At 61.8% G+C, this 20110-nt stretch carries 15 protein-coding genes; all 15 read right to left on the reverse strand.

Annotated elements, in window-relative coordinates; translation table 11 throughout:
* Positions 1-28: 28 nt before the first annotated feature.
* Entirely contained in the window at positions 29-694 is a 666-nt protein-coding gene (locus tag ACXX83_RS16915) for an acetyltransferase (RefSeq protein WP_015096270.1), read from the reverse strand.
* Positions 691-1812, reverse strand: a complete 1122-nt coding sequence (locus ACXX83_RS16920; RefSeq protein ID WP_458549127.1) for a DegT/DnrJ/EryC1/StrS family aminotransferase — start codon at positions 1810-1812, stop codon at positions 691-693. The genes ACXX83_RS16915 and ACXX83_RS16920 overlap by 4 nt, the downstream gene beginning before the upstream one ends.
* Positions 1809-3035, reverse strand: a complete 1227-nt coding sequence (locus tag ACXX83_RS16925; protein WP_458549128.1) for a methyltransferase domain-containing protein — start codon at positions 3033-3035, stop codon at positions 1809-1811. Before ACXX83_RS16925 ends, ACXX83_RS16920 begins: the two co-directional genes overlap by 4 nt.
* Complete coding sequence (locus ACXX83_RS16930) at positions 3032-3592, reverse strand: dTDP-4-dehydrorhamnose 3,5-epimerase family protein (RefSeq protein ID WP_458549129.1); 561 nt, start codon at positions 3590-3592, stop codon at positions 3032-3034. The genes ACXX83_RS16925 and ACXX83_RS16930 overlap by 4 nt, the downstream gene beginning before the upstream one ends.
* Entirely contained in the window at positions 3589-4671 is a 1083-nt protein-coding gene (gene rfbG / locus ACXX83_RS16935) for a CDP-glucose 4,6-dehydratase (protein ID WP_015096274.1), read from the reverse strand. The genes ACXX83_RS16930 and rfbG overlap by 4 nt, the downstream gene beginning before the upstream one ends.
* The gene (rfbF, locus tag ACXX83_RS16940; RefSeq protein WP_458549130.1) at positions 4653-5426 is read right to left on the reverse strand and encodes a glucose-1-phosphate cytidylyltransferase; all 774 of its coding nucleotides are present in this window, start codon (positions 5424-5426) and stop codon (positions 4653-4655) included. Before rfbF ends, rfbG begins: the two co-directional genes overlap by 19 nt.
* Before the next feature lie 441 nt (positions 5427-5867).
* A complete protein-coding gene (locus tag ACXX83_RS16945) occupies positions 5868-9461 on the reverse strand; it encodes a glycosyltransferase (RefSeq protein WP_458549131.1) in 3594 nt (1197 codons plus the stop codon).
* 115 nt (positions 9462-9576) lie between these two features.
* Positions 9577-11148: a flagellar hook-associated protein 3 gene (locus ACXX83_RS16950; RefSeq protein ID WP_217836013.1), complete on the reverse strand. Its 1572-nt coding sequence runs from the start codon at positions 11146-11148 to the stop codon at positions 9577-9579.
* A gap of 13 nt (positions 11149-11161) precedes the next feature.
* A complete protein-coding gene (gene flgK / locus ACXX83_RS16955; RefSeq protein WP_217836014.1) occupies positions 11162-13207 on the reverse strand; it encodes a flagellar hook-associated protein FlgK in 2046 nt (681 codons plus the stop codon).
* Between the two features lie 23 nt (positions 13208-13230).
* Positions 13231-14517 carry a flagellar assembly peptidoglycan hydrolase FlgJ gene (gene flgJ / locus ACXX83_RS16960; protein ID WP_458549132.1) on the reverse strand — a complete coding sequence of 429 codons (1287 nt, stop codon included), beginning with the start codon at positions 14515-14517 and terminating at the stop codon, positions 13231-13233.
* An 11-nt stretch (positions 14518-14528) separates the two neighbouring features.
* A complete protein-coding gene (locus tag ACXX83_RS16965; protein ID WP_217838458.1) occupies positions 14529-15638 on the reverse strand; it encodes a flagellar basal body P-ring protein FlgI in 1110 nt (369 codons plus the stop codon).
* Between the two features lie 18 nt (positions 15639-15656).
* Positions 15657-16352 (reverse strand): flagellar basal body L-ring protein FlgH, encoded by a 696-nt coding sequence (gene flgH / locus ACXX83_RS16970; RefSeq protein WP_015096281.1) that lies wholly within the window; start codon positions 16350-16352, stop codon positions 15657-15659.
* 52 nt (positions 16353-16404) lie between these two features.
* The gene (gene flgG / locus ACXX83_RS16975; protein ID WP_007975316.1) at positions 16405-17190 is read right to left on the reverse strand and encodes a flagellar basal-body rod protein FlgG; all 786 of its coding nucleotides are present in this window, start codon (positions 17188-17190) and stop codon (positions 16405-16407) included.
* A gap of 45 nt (positions 17191-17235) precedes the next feature.
* Positions 17236-17976, reverse strand: a complete 741-nt coding sequence (locus ACXX83_RS16980) for a flagellar basal body rod protein FlgF (protein WP_458549133.1) — start codon at positions 17974-17976, stop codon at positions 17236-17238.
* A gap of 318 nt (positions 17977-18294) precedes the next feature.
* Positions 18295-19854 (reverse strand): sigma-54-dependent transcriptional regulator, encoded by a 1560-nt coding sequence (locus ACXX83_RS16985; protein WP_458549134.1) that lies wholly within the window; start codon positions 19852-19854, stop codon positions 18295-18297.
* Between the last annotated feature and the right edge of the window lie 256 nt (positions 19855-20110).

Here is a 20110-nt window from a genome sequence, read left to right on the forward strand (position 1 = left end):
CAGGCTCTCCGGAAATTAGTCGCGGTGGTTACTTGAAAACCCGACCGTCTTGAATGGAAACAGAATTGGTCTTGATGGTCCTGGCGGGACTGCCCACTACAACCGCGAAGTCTGGAACGTCTCTGGTCACCACGGCGCCCGCACCGATGGTGACCCAACGACCAATGCGCAAACGCGGCAGGATCGTCGCGTTGGTGCCGATGAAGGTGCCGTCACCGATCTCGACACAACCGGCAATGCAGACACCCGGCGCCATGAACACCGAATGGCCGATCTGCCCTTCATGCCCGACCACGCTGCCAGCACTGATACTGGTGTTGTCACCCAGGCTGACTTGCGCCTGCATGATCACGCCCTCTTGCAGATAGGTGCCGACGCCCATTGTGGTCATCGTCAGATCGATGCCCGGGTGGATGAAGTTGCCCAGGGTGCCACCCGCCTCGACGATCTCGCAGGTGGTCCGATGGCGCAGCGCGGTGCTGCCGGTGATCAAATTGACAAAACGTGTGTCGGGCCCTTTCAGCTCGGCCACCTTGTCGGTGCCACCCACCACTGGCACGCCATAAAACAGCGTGCCTTGCTTCGCCGGATCATTATCGAGAAAGGCGAACTGCACATCCGGCTGGCTGCGTTGCAGGGTGAGGATCATCCGTACCGCTTCAGGGTTGGCCGCCCCCAGCAGGTAAAACTTCATAGCCGGGTCCTTTTGAGCACCAGCGCGCGCAACACCTCGATGACCCGGTGTTGATCGTCATCGGTCATGTCGTGGTAGCTCGGCAGATTGATCGCGCGCTCCGGCAGCGAATGCGCCACGGGCGAGTCAGCCGTCAGTTCGCTGAACATCGGCAAGGACGATAGCGGCCAGAAGAACACCCGCGCGTCGATATCGGCGGCCTGGAAGGCTGCGATCAACATGTCCCGCGTAATCCCCAGTTCGCGGTCAAAGACCACGGTGGGCATCCAGTAACCGTTGCGCACATGCTCGGGCTCAGGGTTCATGGACAAACCCGGCAATGCAGCCAGGGCGTCGGCGTAGTTGGCGAAGATCGCACGCTTGCGCTCGATCAACTCGTCGATCCGCTCAACCTGCGCGCAACCGACGGCCGCTTGCAGGTTGCTCATTTTGTATTTGAACCCCAGGAAATCCGGCCAGAACTGTTTGCTGCTGCCCGCCACCCGGCCATGGTTGGACAGGGTCAGTACGCGCTCATACAGGGCCTTGTCCGAGGTCACGAAGATGCCGCCTTCGCCGGTGGTCATGGTCTTGGTGCCGTGAAAGGAGAACGCGCCGAACGCGCCCAGCGAGCCAGCCGCCTGACCGCGCCACTGCGAGCCAATTGCCTCGGCTGCGTCTTCGATGACGGGCAGGCCAAACTCGCGACCGATGGCCAGCAACGCATCCATGTCGCAGAGATTGCCATAGAGGTGCACCGCCAGAATCGCTTTGGTTCGTGGGGTAATCGCCCGTCGAACCTGCTGCGGGTCGAGGCACCAACTGTTCGCCAGTACGTCGACGAACACCGGCGTCGCGCCCAGATAGGTGATTGGGGCGGCCGAAGCGATCCAGTTGGTATCGGCGAGGATCACCTCGTCGCCGGCACCGATGCCCAGTGCTGCCATCCCCATGTGCAGCGCGCCGGTGCAACTGGACGTTGCAATCGCATAGGTCGCACCCACGTGCTCGGCAAAGGACTTTTCGAACCGCGTCAGGTATTCGTAGCAACGCTCTCCCCAACCATGGCGGACGGCATCGAGTACATAGTCAGCTTCCAGCTCACCGACACTGGGTTTGGTGTAATGAATTCGGCTCATCGAATGATCAACTCGGGAATGGCAATGACAAAACGACCGTCCCATGCGCGAATGCCGGCAAAGGCCTGGGTGATCTCATCCAGCAGGTTCCACGGCAGCACCAGCACGTAGTCCGGTTTCTCGATGTCGATCTGTGCCGGCGACACGATCGGAATGCGGCTGCCGGGCAGGTACTTGCCTTGCTTGTGCGGGTTGGCATCGGCAACCCAGGCCAACAGGTCCGGCTTGACCCCGGCGTAGTTGAGCAGGGTGTTGCCCTTGGCGGCGGCGCCGTAGCCGACCACGCGCTTGCCATCGGCCTTGGCCTGCAACAAAAAGCGCAGCAGGCCATGCTTGATGCGCTCGGCGGCGGGGGCCAGGGTCGTGTAGTACGCCGGTGTTTTCACTCCGGCGGCGAGTTCGGCCTGCAGTTGTTGCCGGACCGCCGGTTGCACTTCGCGACGCTCGCCGTCCAGTCGCTGCACGAACACCCGCAGCGAACCGCCATGGGTCGAGAGCTGGCTGACGTCGAACACTTGCAGGCCATTGCGCTCGCACAAGGTCTGCACAGCGGTCAGCGACAGGTAGGAATAGTGTTCGTGGTACAGCGTGTCGAACTGCTGGCCAGCCATCAGCGTCAGCAACTGCGGGAACTCGAAGGTCGCCACGCCCGTCGGTTTGAGCAGGGTTGCGAAACCGCACAGAAAATCGTTGATGTCCGGGACGTGGGCCAACACGTTGTTGGCGGCCATCAGGTCGGCGCCCCAGCCTTCGTTTTTCAACTGCACGGCGCTGTCGCGACCGAAAAACAATTCGCGGATCTCCAGGCCTTTTTCCCGTGCCGCTTGCGCGGTGCTGCGGGTCGGCTCGACGCCCAGGCAAGGGATGCCGCGCCGGGCCACGTACTGCAACAGGTACCCGTCATTGGCCGCGACTTCCACCACGCGACTGTCGGCGGTCAGGCCGAAGCGCTCGACCATCTCGGCCACATAGCGCTCTGCATGGGCCAGCCAGGTGCTGGAGAACGAACTGAAGTAGGCGTACTCGGCGTCGAACAGACTGTCGGCGCTGGTGTAGTCCTCGGTTTGCACCAGCCAGCACTGCTGGCACACGGCAACCTTCAGCGGCACCCATTGTTCGACCTTCTCCAGCTGGTCGGCACGCACGTAGGCATTGGACGGCGGCGAGGTGCCCAGATCGATCAGCGGCAGGGTCAGCGCTGTCGCGCAACCACGGCAGTTCATAGACGCACTCCGGCAAAGTGTTCATCGAGCAGCGGATGACTGGCATCGCGCACCGACAGATTATTGACAGGCAACGGCCAGGCAATCGCCAGCCTTGGATCGAGCACCGACAAACCACCTTCGTGTTCCGGTGTGTAGTCGTTGCTGTGCAGGTAAAGCAGCTCGGCGTCGGCACTCAGGGTCTGGAAGCCGTGGGCGAACCCGGCCGGAATCAACAGGCTGCGGCCATCGCCGGCACGCAGGTGTTCGGCGTGCCAATGCAGGAAAGTTTCGGAGTCGGGACGCAAATCCACCGCGACATCCCAGACTTCACCGCGCAGGCAGGTGATCAACTTGGCTTCCGGCGCGCGCTCATTCTGGTAATGCAGGCCACGCACACTGCCGCGTTCGCGGGTGCAGGAATGATTGATCTGGCGGATATGAAACGCTTGGCCAAACGCACTCAAGCTGCCCTCGCAAAACAACCGGGAAAAGTGCCCGCGCTCGTCCTCGAAGCGTTTGTGCTGCACGCAGAACAACCCCTTCAACGGCAACGCCTTCAGTAGAAATTCACTCACAGCGCGCCTCGGTACAGGTTCAATTGCGCCAGGCTGATGGCGCGCATGTCATCGCCGTTCTGCCATGCCAGATGCCAATCCAGGGTCTGGGTCAGGCACTGCTGCAACGACCAGCGCGGTTGCCAGCCGAGCAATTGACGGGCGCGGCTGCTGTCCAGGCGCAACAGGCCGGCCTCGTGCATATCGCTCGGTTCGATGCGCAGTCCGCGCGCTTGCGGCCAACGGCTGGCGAGCAGTTCGACCACTTCACCGACGCTGCACATGTCCGCTTCACCGGGACCGAAATTCCAGGCGCCGGCGAATTTCGGGCCTTGCTCATACAGGCCGGCAGCCAATTGCAGATAGCCGGCCAGGGGTTCCAGCGCGTGTTGCCACGGGCGCACCGCCTGCGGATAGCGCAAGGTCACGGGCTCGTCCGCCGACCATGCCCGTAGCACATCTGGAATCAACCGCTCCGGGGCGAAGTCGCCGCCACCGAGCACGTTGCCGGCGCGGGCCGTGGCCAACGCCAGGCCATGCTCGGCGTGCTTTTGGGGCGCAAAGAACGAGGCGGCATAGGATTGCGCCAGCAATTCGCAGCACGCCTTGCTACTGCTGTAGGGATCGTGTCCGCCCAACGCTTCGTTTTCGCGGTACGGCCACAGCCACTCCTGATTGGCGTAGACCTTGTCGGTGGTCACCAGCACGCAGGCGCGCACGCCGCCGACCTGACGGATCGCTTCGAGCAGGTTGAGGGTGCCCATGACGTTGCTGGAGTACGTGCCCAACGGGTCGCGATAACCTTCGCGCACCAGCGGCTGGGCCGCCAGGTGCAGGACGATTTGCGGCTGGACCTCGGCGATCAGCTCCAGCAACGCGCCCAGGTCACGCAAGTCACCGCGCTGATCGTTGATGCCTTCGTGAACGCGAGCCAGTTCGAACAGGCTCGGTTCGGTGGACGGGTCGAGGGAAAACCCGCTCACCTCGGCACCCAGGCTTTGCAACCACAACGTCAGCCAGCTGCCCTTGAACCCGGTGTGGCCGGTGACCAGCACCCGCTTGCCGCGCCAGAATTGCGGGCTCAGTCCCATTGTTTCCATGGGGCCTCCCCGCTCTGCCACAACGCCTCGAGGTGGTTCTTGTCACGCAGGGTGTCCATCGGTTGCCAGAAACCGTCGTGCTGGAACGACATGAGTTCGCCGCGCTCGGCCAGGCCGTCCAGCGGGCCGGATTCCCACGAGGTGTCGTCGCCGTCGATCAACGGCAGCACCTTGGGCGACAGGACAAAGAACCCGCCATTGATCCAGCCACCGTCGCCGCGAGGTTTTTCGGTGAATCCCAGGACCTTGTCGCCATCGCGGTTGAGCGCACCATAGCGGCCAGGTGGCTGTACCGCGGTAACGGTCGCCAGTTTTCCGTGCCTGAGATGGAAATCCACCAAGGCACCGATATTAAGGTCCGACACGCCGTCGCCGTAGGTAAAACAGAAGGCCTGTTCGTCTTCAAGGTAGCGTCGGGCGCGGCGCAAGCGGCCGCCGGTCATGGTCTCTTCGCCAGTGTCGATCAGCGTGACGCGCCATGGCTCGCTGTAGTTCTGGTGAACATCCATGCGGTTGTTGCGCATGTCGAACGTGACGTCGGAGGTGTGCAGAAAATAGTTGGCGAAGAAGTCCTTGATCGCATAACCCTTGTAGCCAAGGCAGATCACGAAATCGTGGATTCCGTGAGCGGAGTACTGTTTCATGATGTGCCAGAGAATTGGCTTGCCGCCGACCTCGATCATCGGCTTGGGCTTGAGGTGCGACTCCTCGCTGATGCGCGTACCCAGGCCACCCGCCAAAATAACTGCCTTCATCCCCTTTCCCTCTTGTTCGTCACAGGGCTCAGCCAAGCTGTATCAAGCTTTTGCGGGCCATCTGGGTTAAACCTGCCGCCGTTCTGGACGCCACCGGACTCACCGGAAGTGCTCGTTTTATGGCGATATAAGGGGGACTTGCAGGAAACGCGCCAGCTCCTGTCAGACCGCGTCCGAGTCGAAAATGATGCGATCTCCAAACCCGTGAAAGCGGCAAAAAAAAGATTCTTCACGCATTCCCGGGAAACTGTAGGAGCCAGCCTGCTGGCGATGGACTCAAGTGCGCCGCGTTTATCCAGTTCACCCGCGTTATCGTTAACGACCATCGCCAGCAAGCTGGCTCCTACAAGGGGCCGTGCCCATGCTCAAGCCAGTGAAATAAGCAAAAAAAAGGCAGGCGACTCAACGTCGCCTGCCTGGTCTGGAGAGATGCGCGAACGGTCAGTCCGCCAGCCAGCCATTTTCCCAGTAGCGCAAATTGTCGCCGCGCAGCACGTAGTCACGCAGCACGATCTCGCGCAACTCATCGCCCATGCGATAGCTGGCGTCCGGATCGGCCAGGTGCATGCGGATCGCCTGCAGCCATTCATCCGTGGAGTTGGTCTTGATCCGGGTGCACGGCAAGTAGCCGCGATAGGCTTCGGTGTCGGTGCAGATCACCGGGTAACCGCAGGCGCCATACTCCAGCAAACGCAGGTTGCTCTTGCAGTCGTTGAAGATGTGGAACTCCAGCGGCGCCAACGCCAGATCCAGGTTCAGGCTGGCCAGCTTGGCCGGGTACACGTCCAGTCCGATCACGCCATGGAACTCATGCATGTACGGGCGCAGATCGTCCGGGCACATGCCGAAGAACACCCAGTCGACTTCATTGGCCAGTTCGCGGACCACATCGGCGATCACCGCCAGGTCACCGTGGTGGCTGGTACCCCCACCCCAGCCGACCCGAGGTTTTTTCGAGGTGCGGCGCTGACTGCGCAGGTCGGTCCACAAGTGCGACGCCAACATGTTGGGCACCACGCGAATGTCGTGATGCATGTCCGACAGCGCGTTACCCAGCGGCTCGGTGGAGACCACTACCCGATCGCACATGCCGATGGCGCGACGGACCAGCTTCTCCATTTCGTCCTTGCCCGGCATGTTGCGGATATGCGCATTGCGGTGCGGGACGTTGATCACGAAGTCATCCAGCTCATAGATGCGCCGTGCGCTGGAGTACTTTTGCAGGCTCGGGATTTCGTTGATCGGACCTTCGGAATAGCGCCCCTGCAAGATGATCACGTCAGGCGAATGGCGTTCGACCTCGATGATGGTCGGCAGGTTGTAATGAATGCGCCCCTGAGCCCTGCCGGCCGCCTCGAGCTCGATCAGCGGTTGCGTGACCCGGTAATGGCCGATGGCGGATGCGTTGACCGGCAACGCGAGAATCTTCGGCAAGTGCGCCTTGGAAAACGGGCTCCAGCCGGATCGCAGGCCGGGTTCGAGACTGAAGCTCGCCCCGCCCAATCCCTGCAACGCCAGGTTGGTGTTGTAGGCCGGATCACGGGCCACGATCGGCAGCCAGCGCTTATAGAAAACTTCCTGTTCCTGCTCGGCCCGGGCCTGATCACCTTCCTGCGCAACCGCAGCCGGTTGCGCGCCCAACGCCAGTTGAGCGTGAGGCGTCCAGACCACCAGGTAACCTTCCTGGCCGGCGCGCAGACACAGATCCACCTCGTTGAGGGACTGCGCCAGGTCCTGCTCATCCAGGCCACCGACCGCATCAAAAACCGCCTTGCGCACCATCAGGCAATCGCCGCCGACGGCACTGAAATTGTGAGCGACCTGCAAGCGGTACATGTAGCCCGCCGCGTGCAGCGTCTCACCATGGAATGGCACGCCGGCCGGCCCTTGCAACCCGAGGATCAGGCCGGCATGCAGCACGCGGCCATCGGGGTTGAACAGCTTGGCCCCGACCACGCCGACTTCCGGACGCTGTGCATGATTGAGCAACTCGCCCAGCCATTGCGCCTGGGTGATCACCGTGTAGGGATTGAGCATCAGGACGTATTCGCCAGCCGCCTGCTGCACGGCGAAATTACGCACCGCTGCCGCATTGCCTTGCAACTCACAGCGCAGCACCCGTATCCGCTCGCTGCCCAATTGCGCCATGCCGGCGAACCACTCAAGCGCCTCTGCGCTCTGGCTGCCATTGTCGACCAACAGCAACTCGTATTCGCCGTACGCGGTTTTCTCCAGCAGGCTTTCGACACAGCGTTGCAACGCCAGGGTCTGGTCCTTGCTGACGATCACGATCGACACCAGCGGCCGATCGGCATGCAGGTAATCGACCCGGTTGAGCAGCGGCGAACTGCCCTGGCGAATGTCGTGGGCGACACCCAGGCGATGCAAATGCGCCTCCAGCAGGCGCGGATTGGTGTCCACCACGTCCGGCAGCGACAGCCATTTGGCCAAATCGAATGCCGACTCCAGCAGCACCTCGCAAACGTGCCCGATCACCTGCGTGCCGGCACTTTCAACCATTCGCCACAAGACATCGTGAGGGGCCAGTTCGCCGTAGGTCGAATCGAAACCACCGAGCGCCAGGAACTGCTCGCGCTGGAACGCCAGCGCTCGCCCGACGTAAGGGTAGCTGCGCATGAGATCGAGGTTGAAGTCCGGTTTGAATGCAGGTTCGGCCGACTCCCCCTGATGCAGGCCACCTTCGTCGCTGTACAGGCAGGTCAATTCGCGTGACAGCGCAATTCGTTCAGCCATGACCAGCAAGGCCGGCGCCACCAGACGATCACCGGCACGCAGCAGATAGAACCAGTCAGCGCCTTCCAGTTGTGGCAACAGCTCGTTGAGCTGCTGCTGCCAGTCGTCCTGCAAAGGCAAGCGGAACACACGCTCGTCCAGCCTGGCCTCAGTACAGGATGCCGACAGCACCAGCGTCAGTTCAGGGGCGTAATCCTGCTCCGCCAGTGACTGCAGGGTGAGTTCCAGCGCCGAACGGCTGCCTTGCTCATCAATGATGATCGGCACGATTTTGGGTCGGGTTGGCCAGGCTTCCAGCGTGTCCGGCAGCAGTTCGCGCTGACCGTCAGTGAGCGTGCGACACGCCAGCCACTGGGCATACAACTGGGCGAAACTGACACTGGCGATGCCGACGTGCCAATCCTGGGTGGTCTGTTTCGTACCCAGGGTCCGGCTCAGCGGCAACTCTTCCCAAACCCGTGGCGTTTCGTCCACCTGGGTCAGAGGTACGTAGCGTACCCAACCCTGAGCCGGTGCGGACTCGCCACCACGGGCCTTGAGCATTTGCGACAACCATTGCCGCTCGGTTTCGGCCGCGTCCTTCATCGATTGCTGGCCGCTCAAACGCTCCGGATACAAGCGTTCCACGCCGAGCACGTGATTGGACACCGCCAGATTGCCGCGCCGCATCAGGCAGACGTACAAGGCGAAATCGAGGGTCGCGACGAAGCAATGGCCGGGCTGAGTCAGCGCCGGGAACAGTTCGAGCACGTCAGCCCGACGGAACATCGCGTTACTGAAGCCACCAAGGATGTTGACCGGGAAGTTTTCGAAGATCGCCAGCAAGTCCTCGCCCTTGAACACCCCGCCCACCGGGGAAAGCGGAGTGTTCTCCAGGCGCGAAGGCAGCGGCATGTCGTCGGCATCCCAGAGCAGCCGCTGGGCCACCACCAGATTGACGTCAGCGCTGTCGATGAGCGCCTGGGCCTGAACCTCGATGCAGGCCGAGAACAACTGGTCATCATCACAAAGAAACTTGATGTACTCGCCTTGCGCCTGCTCCAGGCAAGCCTGAAGGTTGCCCACCAGGCCCAGGGTTCGGGCGTTGCGCACATAGCGCACGGTCGCGCCCTGCTCAACCGCCGAAGCCACGATCTCTTCGATCTCATGACCGCGACTGTCATCGCAAACGATGATTTCCAGATTGCCGTAGCTCTGGCTCACAGCCGTGTGCAACGCACGACCGAAAAAGCGTGGATTGAAGGCGGGGATGACCAGGCTGACAAGCGGAAGTGAATTCACGGCGGGCTCACAGGCGGCGCGAGCCCGCCCTGAAAAGCGAGCCCTTTGTTACCGCAAAAAAGACGATAAATGCTCAAGGGGCAAGGCAAGCGGGCACCTGCGCGCCCGACCACCGTCAGATCTTGTTGAACAGGCCCAGCTGGGAAATCTTGCTGAATGCCAGCTGTGCAGCCTGCAACATGGTCTGCTGCAAGGTCAGGCGGGTCATGACTTCAGCCGGGTCCGAATCGCGAATCGACGACTGGCTCGCGGTGTTCGCAAGGGTCAGGCTTTCGTTGGTCGCGGTCTGGTTATCCAGCGCCTGACCACGGGCACCAATCGAGGTGATGGCCGAGCCGATCTGGTTGGCCGCACTGTCGATGTTGCCCATTCCCGACTCCATGGCGCCGAGAAACTTCTGCTTGGCCACCGGGTCGCCGTCGATTGGCGTATTCAGTGCGGTGATCATCTGGCCCAGGGTGTCGAGCACGTTCTGGGTCTGATGATTATTGGATTGAATCACGAACTGATCGCCGGACGCCGGGACGCCGCCGCCCAAGGCAAAGGTCACGCCCGCCGCAGTCGCGTTGCCGCCGGATACGGTGCCCGACGATACCGGCTTGCTGTCGGCGGTGATCGGCGCCGCATACAGGTCGAAAGCGGTGGCGCTGGTGAACTTGAGGATCGCCCCGCCCGACGGGAACGCATTGGTGTACGCCGTCGGGTCCGTCACGCTGGAGCCGGTGATGACCGCGGTCGACGGGTTCCCGGCACTGCGCGACGTGTTGAAGGTGTCCGACGAGGAAGACAGGTTGAAACTGTGACCGGCGATCACCGCATCCGGGTTGGTATCGCCGGTTTTGAGGTTGATGTTCAGCTTCAGGTCGACGCCACGGAAACTGACCGTCTGGTTGGCACCATTGGCGTTGCTGATGACGCCGTTCTGGCTGGCTTCGGTGGTCACGTCGTTGCCCAGCGAGTCGGTGATCTTCAACTGGGTGCTGCTGAGGAAACTGACGGTGTAGGGCTGGCCGCCCGTGAACTTGGCGTTGTAGGTAGAGCTGGCGCCGACCGTCCCGTTGGACAACACCACGCGACCATCATCCACCGCCGGAGCGGTCAGGGTCGCCTTGGTACGGCTGGTGTTGATGGTCTGCTGGAACGCATCCCAACCGGTGGTGTTGGTCGCCACCGTCATGCCATCGCCGATGCCGAGGTCGACGCTGGTCTGGTCACCGTTGTAGGTGTAGGTGCCGTCCGAGTTCTGCGAGTAAGGCGCGGTGTCGGTTTTCGAACCGGAGAACAGGTAGTTGCCACTCGAATCCTTGGAGTTCATCAGGCCCAGCACTTGTTGCTGGATCTGCCCCAGTTCCGACGCATAGGCCTTGCGGTCCGCGTCGGTGGCAATGCCGTTGCTGGCGGCGAGGGCCAATTCCTTGGCGCGCTGCAAAGCAGTACCGATGGCGTTGAGCGTCGTTTCCTGCAGGCTCAATGCATTCTTGGTGCTGCCGATGTTGGTACCGTACTGATCAAGCATCGCGCTCTGCTGGCCCAGTTGCAGCAAACGACCGGCGCCGATCGGATCATCGGCAGCGGTATTGATACGGGTCAGGCTGCTGGCTTCATTGCTGGTCGCGATGGCCTTGTTGAAGTTGCGCTGGTAATTGGCAGCGGTGATTTCGTAATACTGGGCGGTGGAAATGCGCATGAATTACGACTCCTTAAAGGCTGTTGATCAGCGTGGTGAAAATTTCCTGCGCAGCCTTGATGATCTGCGAAGACGCGGTGTAGTACTGCTGGTACTTGACCAGGTTGCCGGTCTCTTCGTCCAGGTCTACCCCGGAATTCGAATCCCGCGCCCCTTTGGCATTGGCCAGGATCGCCGTGGTGGCTTCGCTGTCGGACTTGCCCTGGGCTGCCTTGGCGCCGACGTTGGTGACCAGCTTGTTGTAGGCGTCGGTCAGGCTGATGCCCTTGCTCGCCGTGCCGGTGTCTACCGTCTGTCTGGTTTGCAATCCGACCAGCGCCTGGGCGTTGCGGTTGTCCGAAGACGCCGCGCCAGTCAGGTTGATGGTGAAACTTTCACCGCTGGCCGGCGTGGCACCGACCGTGGTCTGCACGGTGAAGGTCTTCTGCACGGCCGGCGTGACACTGGTGTCCATGACCGGAGCACCACTGGCATCGACCATGCCCACTTTGAGGTTCAAGGTGTTGCTCTGGCCGGGAACGATGGTGCCGGCGCCGATCGAGTTACCCTTGGCATCGACCATGTTGTAGGTCTGGCTACCGCCGCTGGCTGCCCCGAACACCAGCTTGACCGGTGTCGAGTACTTGAGCGCGGTCTGCATTTCCGCCTGGGCCGCCGGGTTGTAGATATCGAGGGTGCTGGTCAGCGTCGGCTGGGTGTAGGTGCCGGTGTTGTTGGCACTGGTCACGCCGGTCAGGGGGGCTGCGGCCGCGATTTTTTTCGGGTCGGTGAGCACGGTCTGGATACCGGCCGCCGCGCCGCGGGTCGGTGTCACCTTGAACGAATCGCCGGCGCTCAGCGCACCGCCGTTCAGGTTCAGGCTGAAGCCGTCGATCACCGGAGCCGGAGTCGTGGTGGTGCTGAACGCGCCCATGTCGGTGCCGTCCGAGCGCTTGACGGTGTAGTTGGTCGCGCTGGTGAACGTCACCTGATAGTCGCTGGTGGTCAGCTTGCCGGTGTCCTTGATGGTGACATCCAGGTTGCCGGAGCCGGCACTGTTGCCCGCCGCCGCAATGCTGCGCTGACTGATCAGCGCGGCACTGTTGATGTTGCTGAAGATCGCCGCGCCGAAATCACCGTTCTTGTCGATGCCCTGCGCCTGCTGACGATTGATCTGGTCCGCCACCACCAGTGCAACGCGCCCCAGTTCATTGAGCGACGGGTCGAGCACTTCCTTGCGGTAGGTCAGCAGGCCACCGATTTCACCGCCGCTGACCACCGAAGTCACGTCGATGGTGCTGGAGCCACGGTTGAGCTGCAACGCCATGCGCGATGGGTCATCTTTGCCCGGCACGGTTTGCAGGGTGTTGGTAGTGTTGCCGACCACCAGTGGCTGACCGCTGCCGATGTAGACGTCGTAGCTGTTGCCACGCTCGACCACCTGGGTACCGACCAGCTCGGACAGTTGACGCACGGCTTCGTTGCGCGAATCGAGCAGGTCGTTGGGCTGGTTGGTGCCGGTGGAGAGTTCGGAAATCTTCTGATTGAGCGTGGCAATCTTGGTGGACAGCTTGTTCACCTGATCCGCCATGTCGCCCAGGCTGCCGTTCAGGTTGGTGTTCTGGTCGTTCAACTGCTTGGCAATCGAATTGAAGCGGGCGGACAGGGCCTGCGCACCGGTCAGCACCGACTGGCGGGACGTGTCGTCGGTGGCCGAAGTCGAAACGCCCTGCATCGAGGTGAAGAACTTTTGCAGCACACCGGTCAGCCCGGTGTTGGTATCGGAAAGCGTGGCGTCCAGCGGAGTGGCCTGAGCGTTGTACGACGCCGCTTCACTGTCGAGCGAGGTGGCGGTACGCAGCTGAGAATCGAGATAGGAGTTGTACACGCGGCGCACATCGGCCAGCGTCGTGCCGGTACCGATGAACACGTTGCCGTACTGAATCGAGCCTTTGGTGCCCTGCACAGTTTGCTGGCGCGAGTACCCGGCGGTGTCGACGTTGGCAATGTTGTTACCCGTCGTCACCAACGAGTTATGGCCAGCATTCAGCCCCGACATCCCGATATTGAGCAAACTCATGTTTCAGACCTTATACCTTGTGCCTATAAAGGCGTGGTGGAAACGCCCGCCGCAGCGTAGTTCTGGTAACTCGTCATCTGCTTGGCTATCTGCGAAATCTTGCTCGCGTAGTCCGGGTCGGTTGCGTAACCGGCCTTCTGCAACTCGCGTACAAACTGTTCTGGGTTATCGGCCGACTTCACGACATCTTGATAGCGATTATTGGTCTGCAACAAAGTCACAAGGTCATGGAAACTGTCCTCGTAGGAGTCGTAGGAACGGAACTCGGCCGTCTCCTTGACCATCTGCCCGTTTCGGAATTCGCTGGTGATCGCCCGCGCCGAATTACCCTGCCAACTGTTGCCGGCCTTGATGCCGAACAGGTTGTGGCTGCTGCTGCCGTCCTGAGCACGCATGACCGACTTGCCCCAGCCGGTTTCCAGGGCCGCCTGGGCCACCAGGTAACGCGGATCGACACCAATGCGGGCCGCCGCTTCCCTGGCCATCGGCAACATGGTGTTGACGAACTGGTCAGCGGAACCGAAGGCTTTCTTCGCTGGCGCCAGCGGAATCTGCGCCATGGCGCGACCGTAGATCTGCATGCCGCCAGAGGAGGATTGCTGCGCAGTCGCCAGCCAGTCGCCGTTGTACAGCGGTCCCGTGCCGGTGCTTGTCGCGCGCTCAGGCAACGGGGTCTTGTTGATCGTCGTGGCCGCGGGCGTCGCCGAAGGCACCAGCCCGGCCAATAGACGATCAGCCAGTTTCGGCGGCAATGCCAGGCGTCGCTGATTGATCAGCGCCACGTCATTGCGATGACCACCCTCACCCGCCTCCTGCGGCGCATGGACCGAGCGCGAAGCCCACAACGGACGCTGCCCATTGACCCGCGACAGCGGTCCGTTGATAGCCACCGTGCCGGCCGCCACCGGCGTTTGCACGGCGGCTTTCGCGGTCTCTTGCTTGGCCAGAGACGCTGCGGCGGCCTCACCCGGCGCCAGCGGTTTATTCTTCGACATCTGGCGCATCAGCACGTCAGCCAGACCGATACCACCGCCCTCGCGGGACATGGAAACGGCCAGTTGCTGGTCGTACATTTCCTGATATTGCTTGGCTGCCGGGGTGTTCATCGGATTGTCCTGGCCCAGCGCTTCAGTGGCCGAACGCATGGACTTGAGCATTTCCCCGAGGAACAGCGACTCGAACTCCTGCGCCACCTTGCGCATGTTGTCGTCGCTGTTCTTGTCGCCGACCTTGAGCTGATTCAGACGATTGAGGTCCGAGTAGGAACCCGAATCGCTGCTGCTGACCAGACCGCTCTTGCGCATATCCACGATGGCCGTCCTCAGATCACGATCAGGTCGGCTTGCAGGGCGCCGGCCTGCTTCAGCGCTTCAAGGATGGCCATCAGGTCACCCGGTGCCGCGCCGACCTGGTTCACCGCCCGCACGATCTCGTCGAGGGTGGTGCCAGGGCCGAACTTGAACATCGGCTTGGCTTCCTGCTGGGCATTGACCGTCGAACGCGGCACCACCGCCGTCGTGCCGTTGGACAGAGGGCCGGGCTGGCTGACGATCGGGTCTTCGGTGATGGTCACGGTCAGGCTGCCGTGGGTCACGGCGGCCGGAGAAACCTTGACGTTCTGGCCAATCACTATGGTGCCGGTACGGGAGTTGATGATGACTTTCGCCACCGCCTGGCCCGGATCGATCTCGAGGTTTTCCAGGATCGACAGGTAGTCGACCCGCTGGCTTGGATCGAGCGGCGCGGTGACGCGAATCGAACCGCCGTCGATGGCCTGGGCCACGCCAGGGCCGAGCATGTTGTTGATCTTGTCGACGATGCGCTTGGCCGTGGTGAAGTCGGAACGGTTGAGGTTCAGCGTCAGGCTGTTGCCCTGGTTGAAACCGCTCGGCACCGCGCGCTCCACCGATGCACCACCGGGGATGCGCCCGGCCGACGGAACGTTGACGGTGATCTTCGAGCCGTCACGCCCTTCCGCATCGAAACCGCCGACCACCAGGTTGCCCTGGGCCACCGCATAGACGTTGCCGTCGATCCCCTTGAGTGGCGTCAGCAGCAAGGTGCCGCCGCGCAAGCTCTTGGAGTTGCCGATGGAGGAAACAGTGATGTCGACCTGCTGACCCGGCTTGGCAAACGCCGGAAGATCGGCGCTGATCGACACGGCCGCCACGTTCTTCAACTGCACGTTGCCCGAACCCGGCGGCACCTTGATGCCGAACTGCGAAAGCATGTTGTTGAAGGTCTGCAGGGTGAACGGGGTCTGCGTCGTCTGGTCGCCGGTGCCGTTAAGCCCGACCACCAGGCCGTAGCCGATCAACTGGTTGGAACGCACGCCGGAAATGCTGGCGATGTCCTTGAGGCGCTCGGCTTGAGCATTGAAGGCTGCCGACAGCATCAGGGCAGCCACCATAAGGTGTTTGAAGTTCAACATGCTCAACTGGAAAGCCACCTAGAAAGGGAACAGCGGGCTGAGGAAGAAACGGTCGAACCAGCCTGGCTGACTCGCATCGGCAAACGAGCCGGTGCCCGAGTAGGTAATGCGCGCATCGGCGACACGGGTCGACGACACGGTGTTGTCGGTCGAGATGTCATCGGCGCGAACCAGGCCGGCAATCCGCACCAGCTCATCGCCGGTATTGAGGGTCATCCACTTCTCGCCGCGCACCGCGATGATGCCGTTGGGCAACACATCGGCAACGGTCACGGTGATCGAGCCGGTCAGGGTGTTGCCCTGCGCCGCCTTGCTGTCACCCTTGGTCGCGCGGTCACCTTCGTAGCTGGCACTCAGGCTCAGGTCACCATCGCCGAACGGGTTGTTGGTGGTGGCGCTGCTGCCGAACAGCGAACTCAGGCCGATGTTGGCCTTGCTGTTCTTGCCGATTTGCGAGTTGGCGTTTTTGCTGGCCTGGGTCCTTTCGTTCAGGGTGATGGTGATGACGTCACCGACCCGGAACGCCTTGCGGTCGCTGTAGAGGTTCTGTTCGAAACCGGCCTGATAGATAGAGCCGTTGTTGGCGGCCGCCGGCAACGGCGTGCGCGGCAACACCGGGGCGTAGTAAGGGTCATTGGGCTTGGGCGTCGCAGGCACGCAGCCTGCGAGCGCGGCAATCCCACTCAGTGCCAGAACAGATACATAGCGATTCATGACCCTACCTCACGGTGTTGCAGGCAGCCTCATGGCCGCCCCATAGACTTGATTACAGGTTCTGCGTTACGAACGAGAGCATCTGGTCGGCGGTGGAGATCACCTTGGAGTTCATCTCGTAGGCGCGCTGGGTGGTGATCATGTTGACCATCTCCTCAACGGTGCTGACGTTGGACGTTTCCAGGGTGTTCTGCAGCGTGGTGCCGAAACCGTTCAGGCCCGGTGTGCCGACTTGCGGCGCACCACTGGCGGCGGTTTCCAGGAACAGGTTGTTGCCCACTGCCTGCAGGCCGGCCGGGTTGATGAAGTCGGCGGTCTGCAGGTTGCCGATCACCTGGGCAGCCGGGTTGCCGGCAACTGTGATGGACACGGTGCCGTCGCGGCCGACGGTGAAGGTCTGCGCGTCGTTCGGAATGACAATCGCCGGCTCCAGGGCAAAGCCGCTGGCGTTGACGATCTGGCCGTTGGAGTCCAGGTGGAAGGTACCGTCACGGGTGTAGGACGTGGTGCCGTCCGGTTGCAGGATCTGGAAGAAACCGCGACCGTCGATGGCCATGTCCAGTGGCTGCTCGGTGGTTTGCAGGCTGCCGGCGGTGAAGTTCTTCTGGGTGCCGACGATGCGCACACCGGTACCCAGTTGCAGACCCGACGGCAGTTCGCTGTCCTGGGTCGACTGGGCGCCTGGCTGACGCTTGATCTGGTAAAGCAGGTCCTGGAACTCGGCGCGATCACGTTTAAAACCCGTGGTCGACACGTTCGCCAGGTTGTTGGAAATGGTGGTCAGGTTGGTGTCCTGGGCGGACAGACCTGTTTTGGCAACCCATAGAGCCGGAAGCATTCGATTCTCCTCGTGCGCCTGTTTTACGGCGCGACGTTCTGGTAATTAGCTGATCTGCAAGACCCGAGCCATGGCCTGGTCATCGTCTTTGGCGGTGTTCATCATCTTGATGTGCAGCTCGAACTGCTTGGACAAGGCCAGTACCGAGGTCATCTCTTCCACGGCATTGACGTTGCTCGACTCGAGGAACCCGGACACCAGCTTGACGTCGGCATCGGCCTGCGCCGGCTTGCCGTCCTTGGTGTGGATCGAACCATCCAGGCCTTTGGTCATGTTCTTCAGGTCCGGGTTGACCAGCTTGATGCGGTCCACTTCAGCCATCACCCGCGGACCTTCGCCCATCGCGCGGATGCTGATGGTGCCGTCCTCGCCGACTTCGATCTGCTGCTCCGGCGGCACGGCAATCGGCCCGCCATTGCCCATGACCGGCATGCCGTTGCCGGCACGCAGCACGCCCAGGGCGTCAACGTTCAGGCTGCCGGTGCGCACGTAGCTTTCACCGCCATCGGGATTCTGTACGGCAATCCAGCCGCCGCCTTGCACGGCAACGTCCAGGTCGCGGCTGGTTTCCACCAGTGAGCCCGGGGAGAAATCCGTGGCCGGGCGTTCGGACATGGCAAACGCACGCGCCGGAAAGCTGTCACCGAACACCGGCATCGAACGGGCCTGCTCCAGGTCTTTCTGGAAGCCGTTGGTGGAGATGTTCGCGAGGTTGTTGGCATGCGCCTTTTGCGCCAGTGCATTCTGGCTGGCGCCGGTCATTGCCACATAAAGGTACTTGTCCACACTCTTTCCTCTGCCTGCCGGACGTTTGCCGCCCACTGCTGTGTTGCTGAGCCATAAGCAATTTGCAGACCAACTTGTTTTTGGCGGCGCGGGGGCCGGCAAACAGGGGACTTGAGGAGATCAGAGGGGATTGGTGATTTGTGTCAAAGACGAAAAACCGGCGGTGTCATGCCGGTGGGTGGCAAGTGCCGGCCTCTTGAGTGACTGATCTGTCGCCTTCGCGGGCAAGCCCGCTCCCACAGTGATCTGTGGCGTTCACCAAACCAGTGGGAGCGGGCTTGCCCGCGAAGAGGCCGGCACAAACACAGCGAGCTTAAGTCAGGTCTCGGTCTTGCCCACCTCATACTCACGCAACTTGTTGGCAATGGTGGTATGCGAAACCCCCAACCGCTTGCCCAGCTGCCGACTGCTCGAATGCTCGGAATACAACCGTTCCAGCACCGCCTTCTCGAAACGCCCGACAATCTCGTCCAGCCCGCCCTCCAGCGAAAAATCGCCAAGGGGCTGACGCACGCCATAATCCGGCAGGCGAATATGCTCGGCCTTGACCGTGCCGCCATCGCACAGGGAAACCGCCTGGAACAGCACGTTCTCCAGTTGCCGCACGTTGCCCGGCCAATGGTAGTGGCTGAGCCGCTCCATGGCCGCTGGGGCGAGCTTGGGCAAGGGGCAACCGATCTGCCGACTGGCCTGATCTAGGAAGTGCTCCACCAGCGGCGTCAAACCGTCGAGGCATTCGCGCAGCGGCGGGATGTGCAGGGACAACACATTCAAGCGGTGATAGAGGTCCTGGCGGAACTCGCCGCGCGCGCACAGTTCGGACAGGTCGACCTGGGTCGCGCAGATCACTCGCACGTCGAGGTAGACCTCCTCGTCGCTGCCCACACGACGGAAGCAGCCGTCCTGCAAAAAGCGCAGCAATTTCACCTGCAAGCGCGGGCTCATTTCCCCGACGCCATCGAGAAACAGCGTACCGCCCGCCGTCAGCTCCAGCAGCCCGAGCTTGCCTTCGGCCCGCGCCCCTTCAAAGGCACCGGGACCATAACCGAACAGTTCCGTCTCGGCCATGGACTCCGGCAGCCCGGCACAATTGAGCGCCATCAACGGCGACTGCCCACGCGGACTGGCCAGATGGCAGGCCCGCGCCAGCAACTCTTTGCCGGTGCCGGTTTCGCCCTCTATCAATAGCGGCGCATCCAGCGGCGCCATGCGCCGCGCTTCGCGCACCACCGCGGCCATCACTTTCGAGCTCTGGAAGATGCTGTCGAAGCCACGCAATTCCTGCTTGCGCACGTTATAGATGCGTTCACCCACCCGGTCGGCGCGGTGCAGCGTCAGCACGGCACCGGCCATGGCCTCGCTGTCGTCGTGCTCCGACTGCAAGGGCGCGATGTCGGCCAGGAATACGTCACCCTTGACCTTGACCCGCAGCCCGTTGATTCGCGATTTGTTGGCGCGCACCAGTTCTGGCAAATCGAAATCTTCGGCGTAGCGCGACAATGGAATACCCGGCACCTCGTCGACCCGCACCCCCAGCAACTGCGCCGCTGCCCGGTTAGCCGCGACGATGGAACCACCCATGTCGATCGACAGCACCGGAAACTCCAGCGCACCGAGCAGGGCATTGAGTTCCATGTGCCGACGCTCGCTGGGCATCAGCCCTACACGCTTGACGCCGAAGACCCCGGCAATCGCTTCGAATTTCGGTCGCAAGGCCTGGAACTGGATGTTGATCAGGTTCGGGCAATGCAGGTAGATGGCGTTGCCATGCTCACCCCCCACTTCACCGCGGGCCACGTTGATCCCGTACTCCACCAGCAGGTTGAGAATGTCGCGCAGGATGCCGATGCGGTTCTGGCAGTGGACTTTGATACGCATGAAAAAGGCCTGAAAAAGCAGTGATTGAACCTGTGGGAGCGAGCTTGCTCGCGATAGCGGTGGGTCATGCAAATTAATCTCTTCTGACACACCCTCATCGCGAGCAAGCTCGCTCCCACAAGGGTATTGCAGCGCCTTCGGGCATATTTTTCTGCCGAGGAGCTCAGAAAGTCGTCAAGATTATGTGACAGACAAAGCGTTTTTCATACCTGCAAATCTCAATAGCTACGCGCCAACCACCATAACGTAACGAAAA

This window comes from Pseudomonas sp. GNP012 (assembly GCF_054343835.1).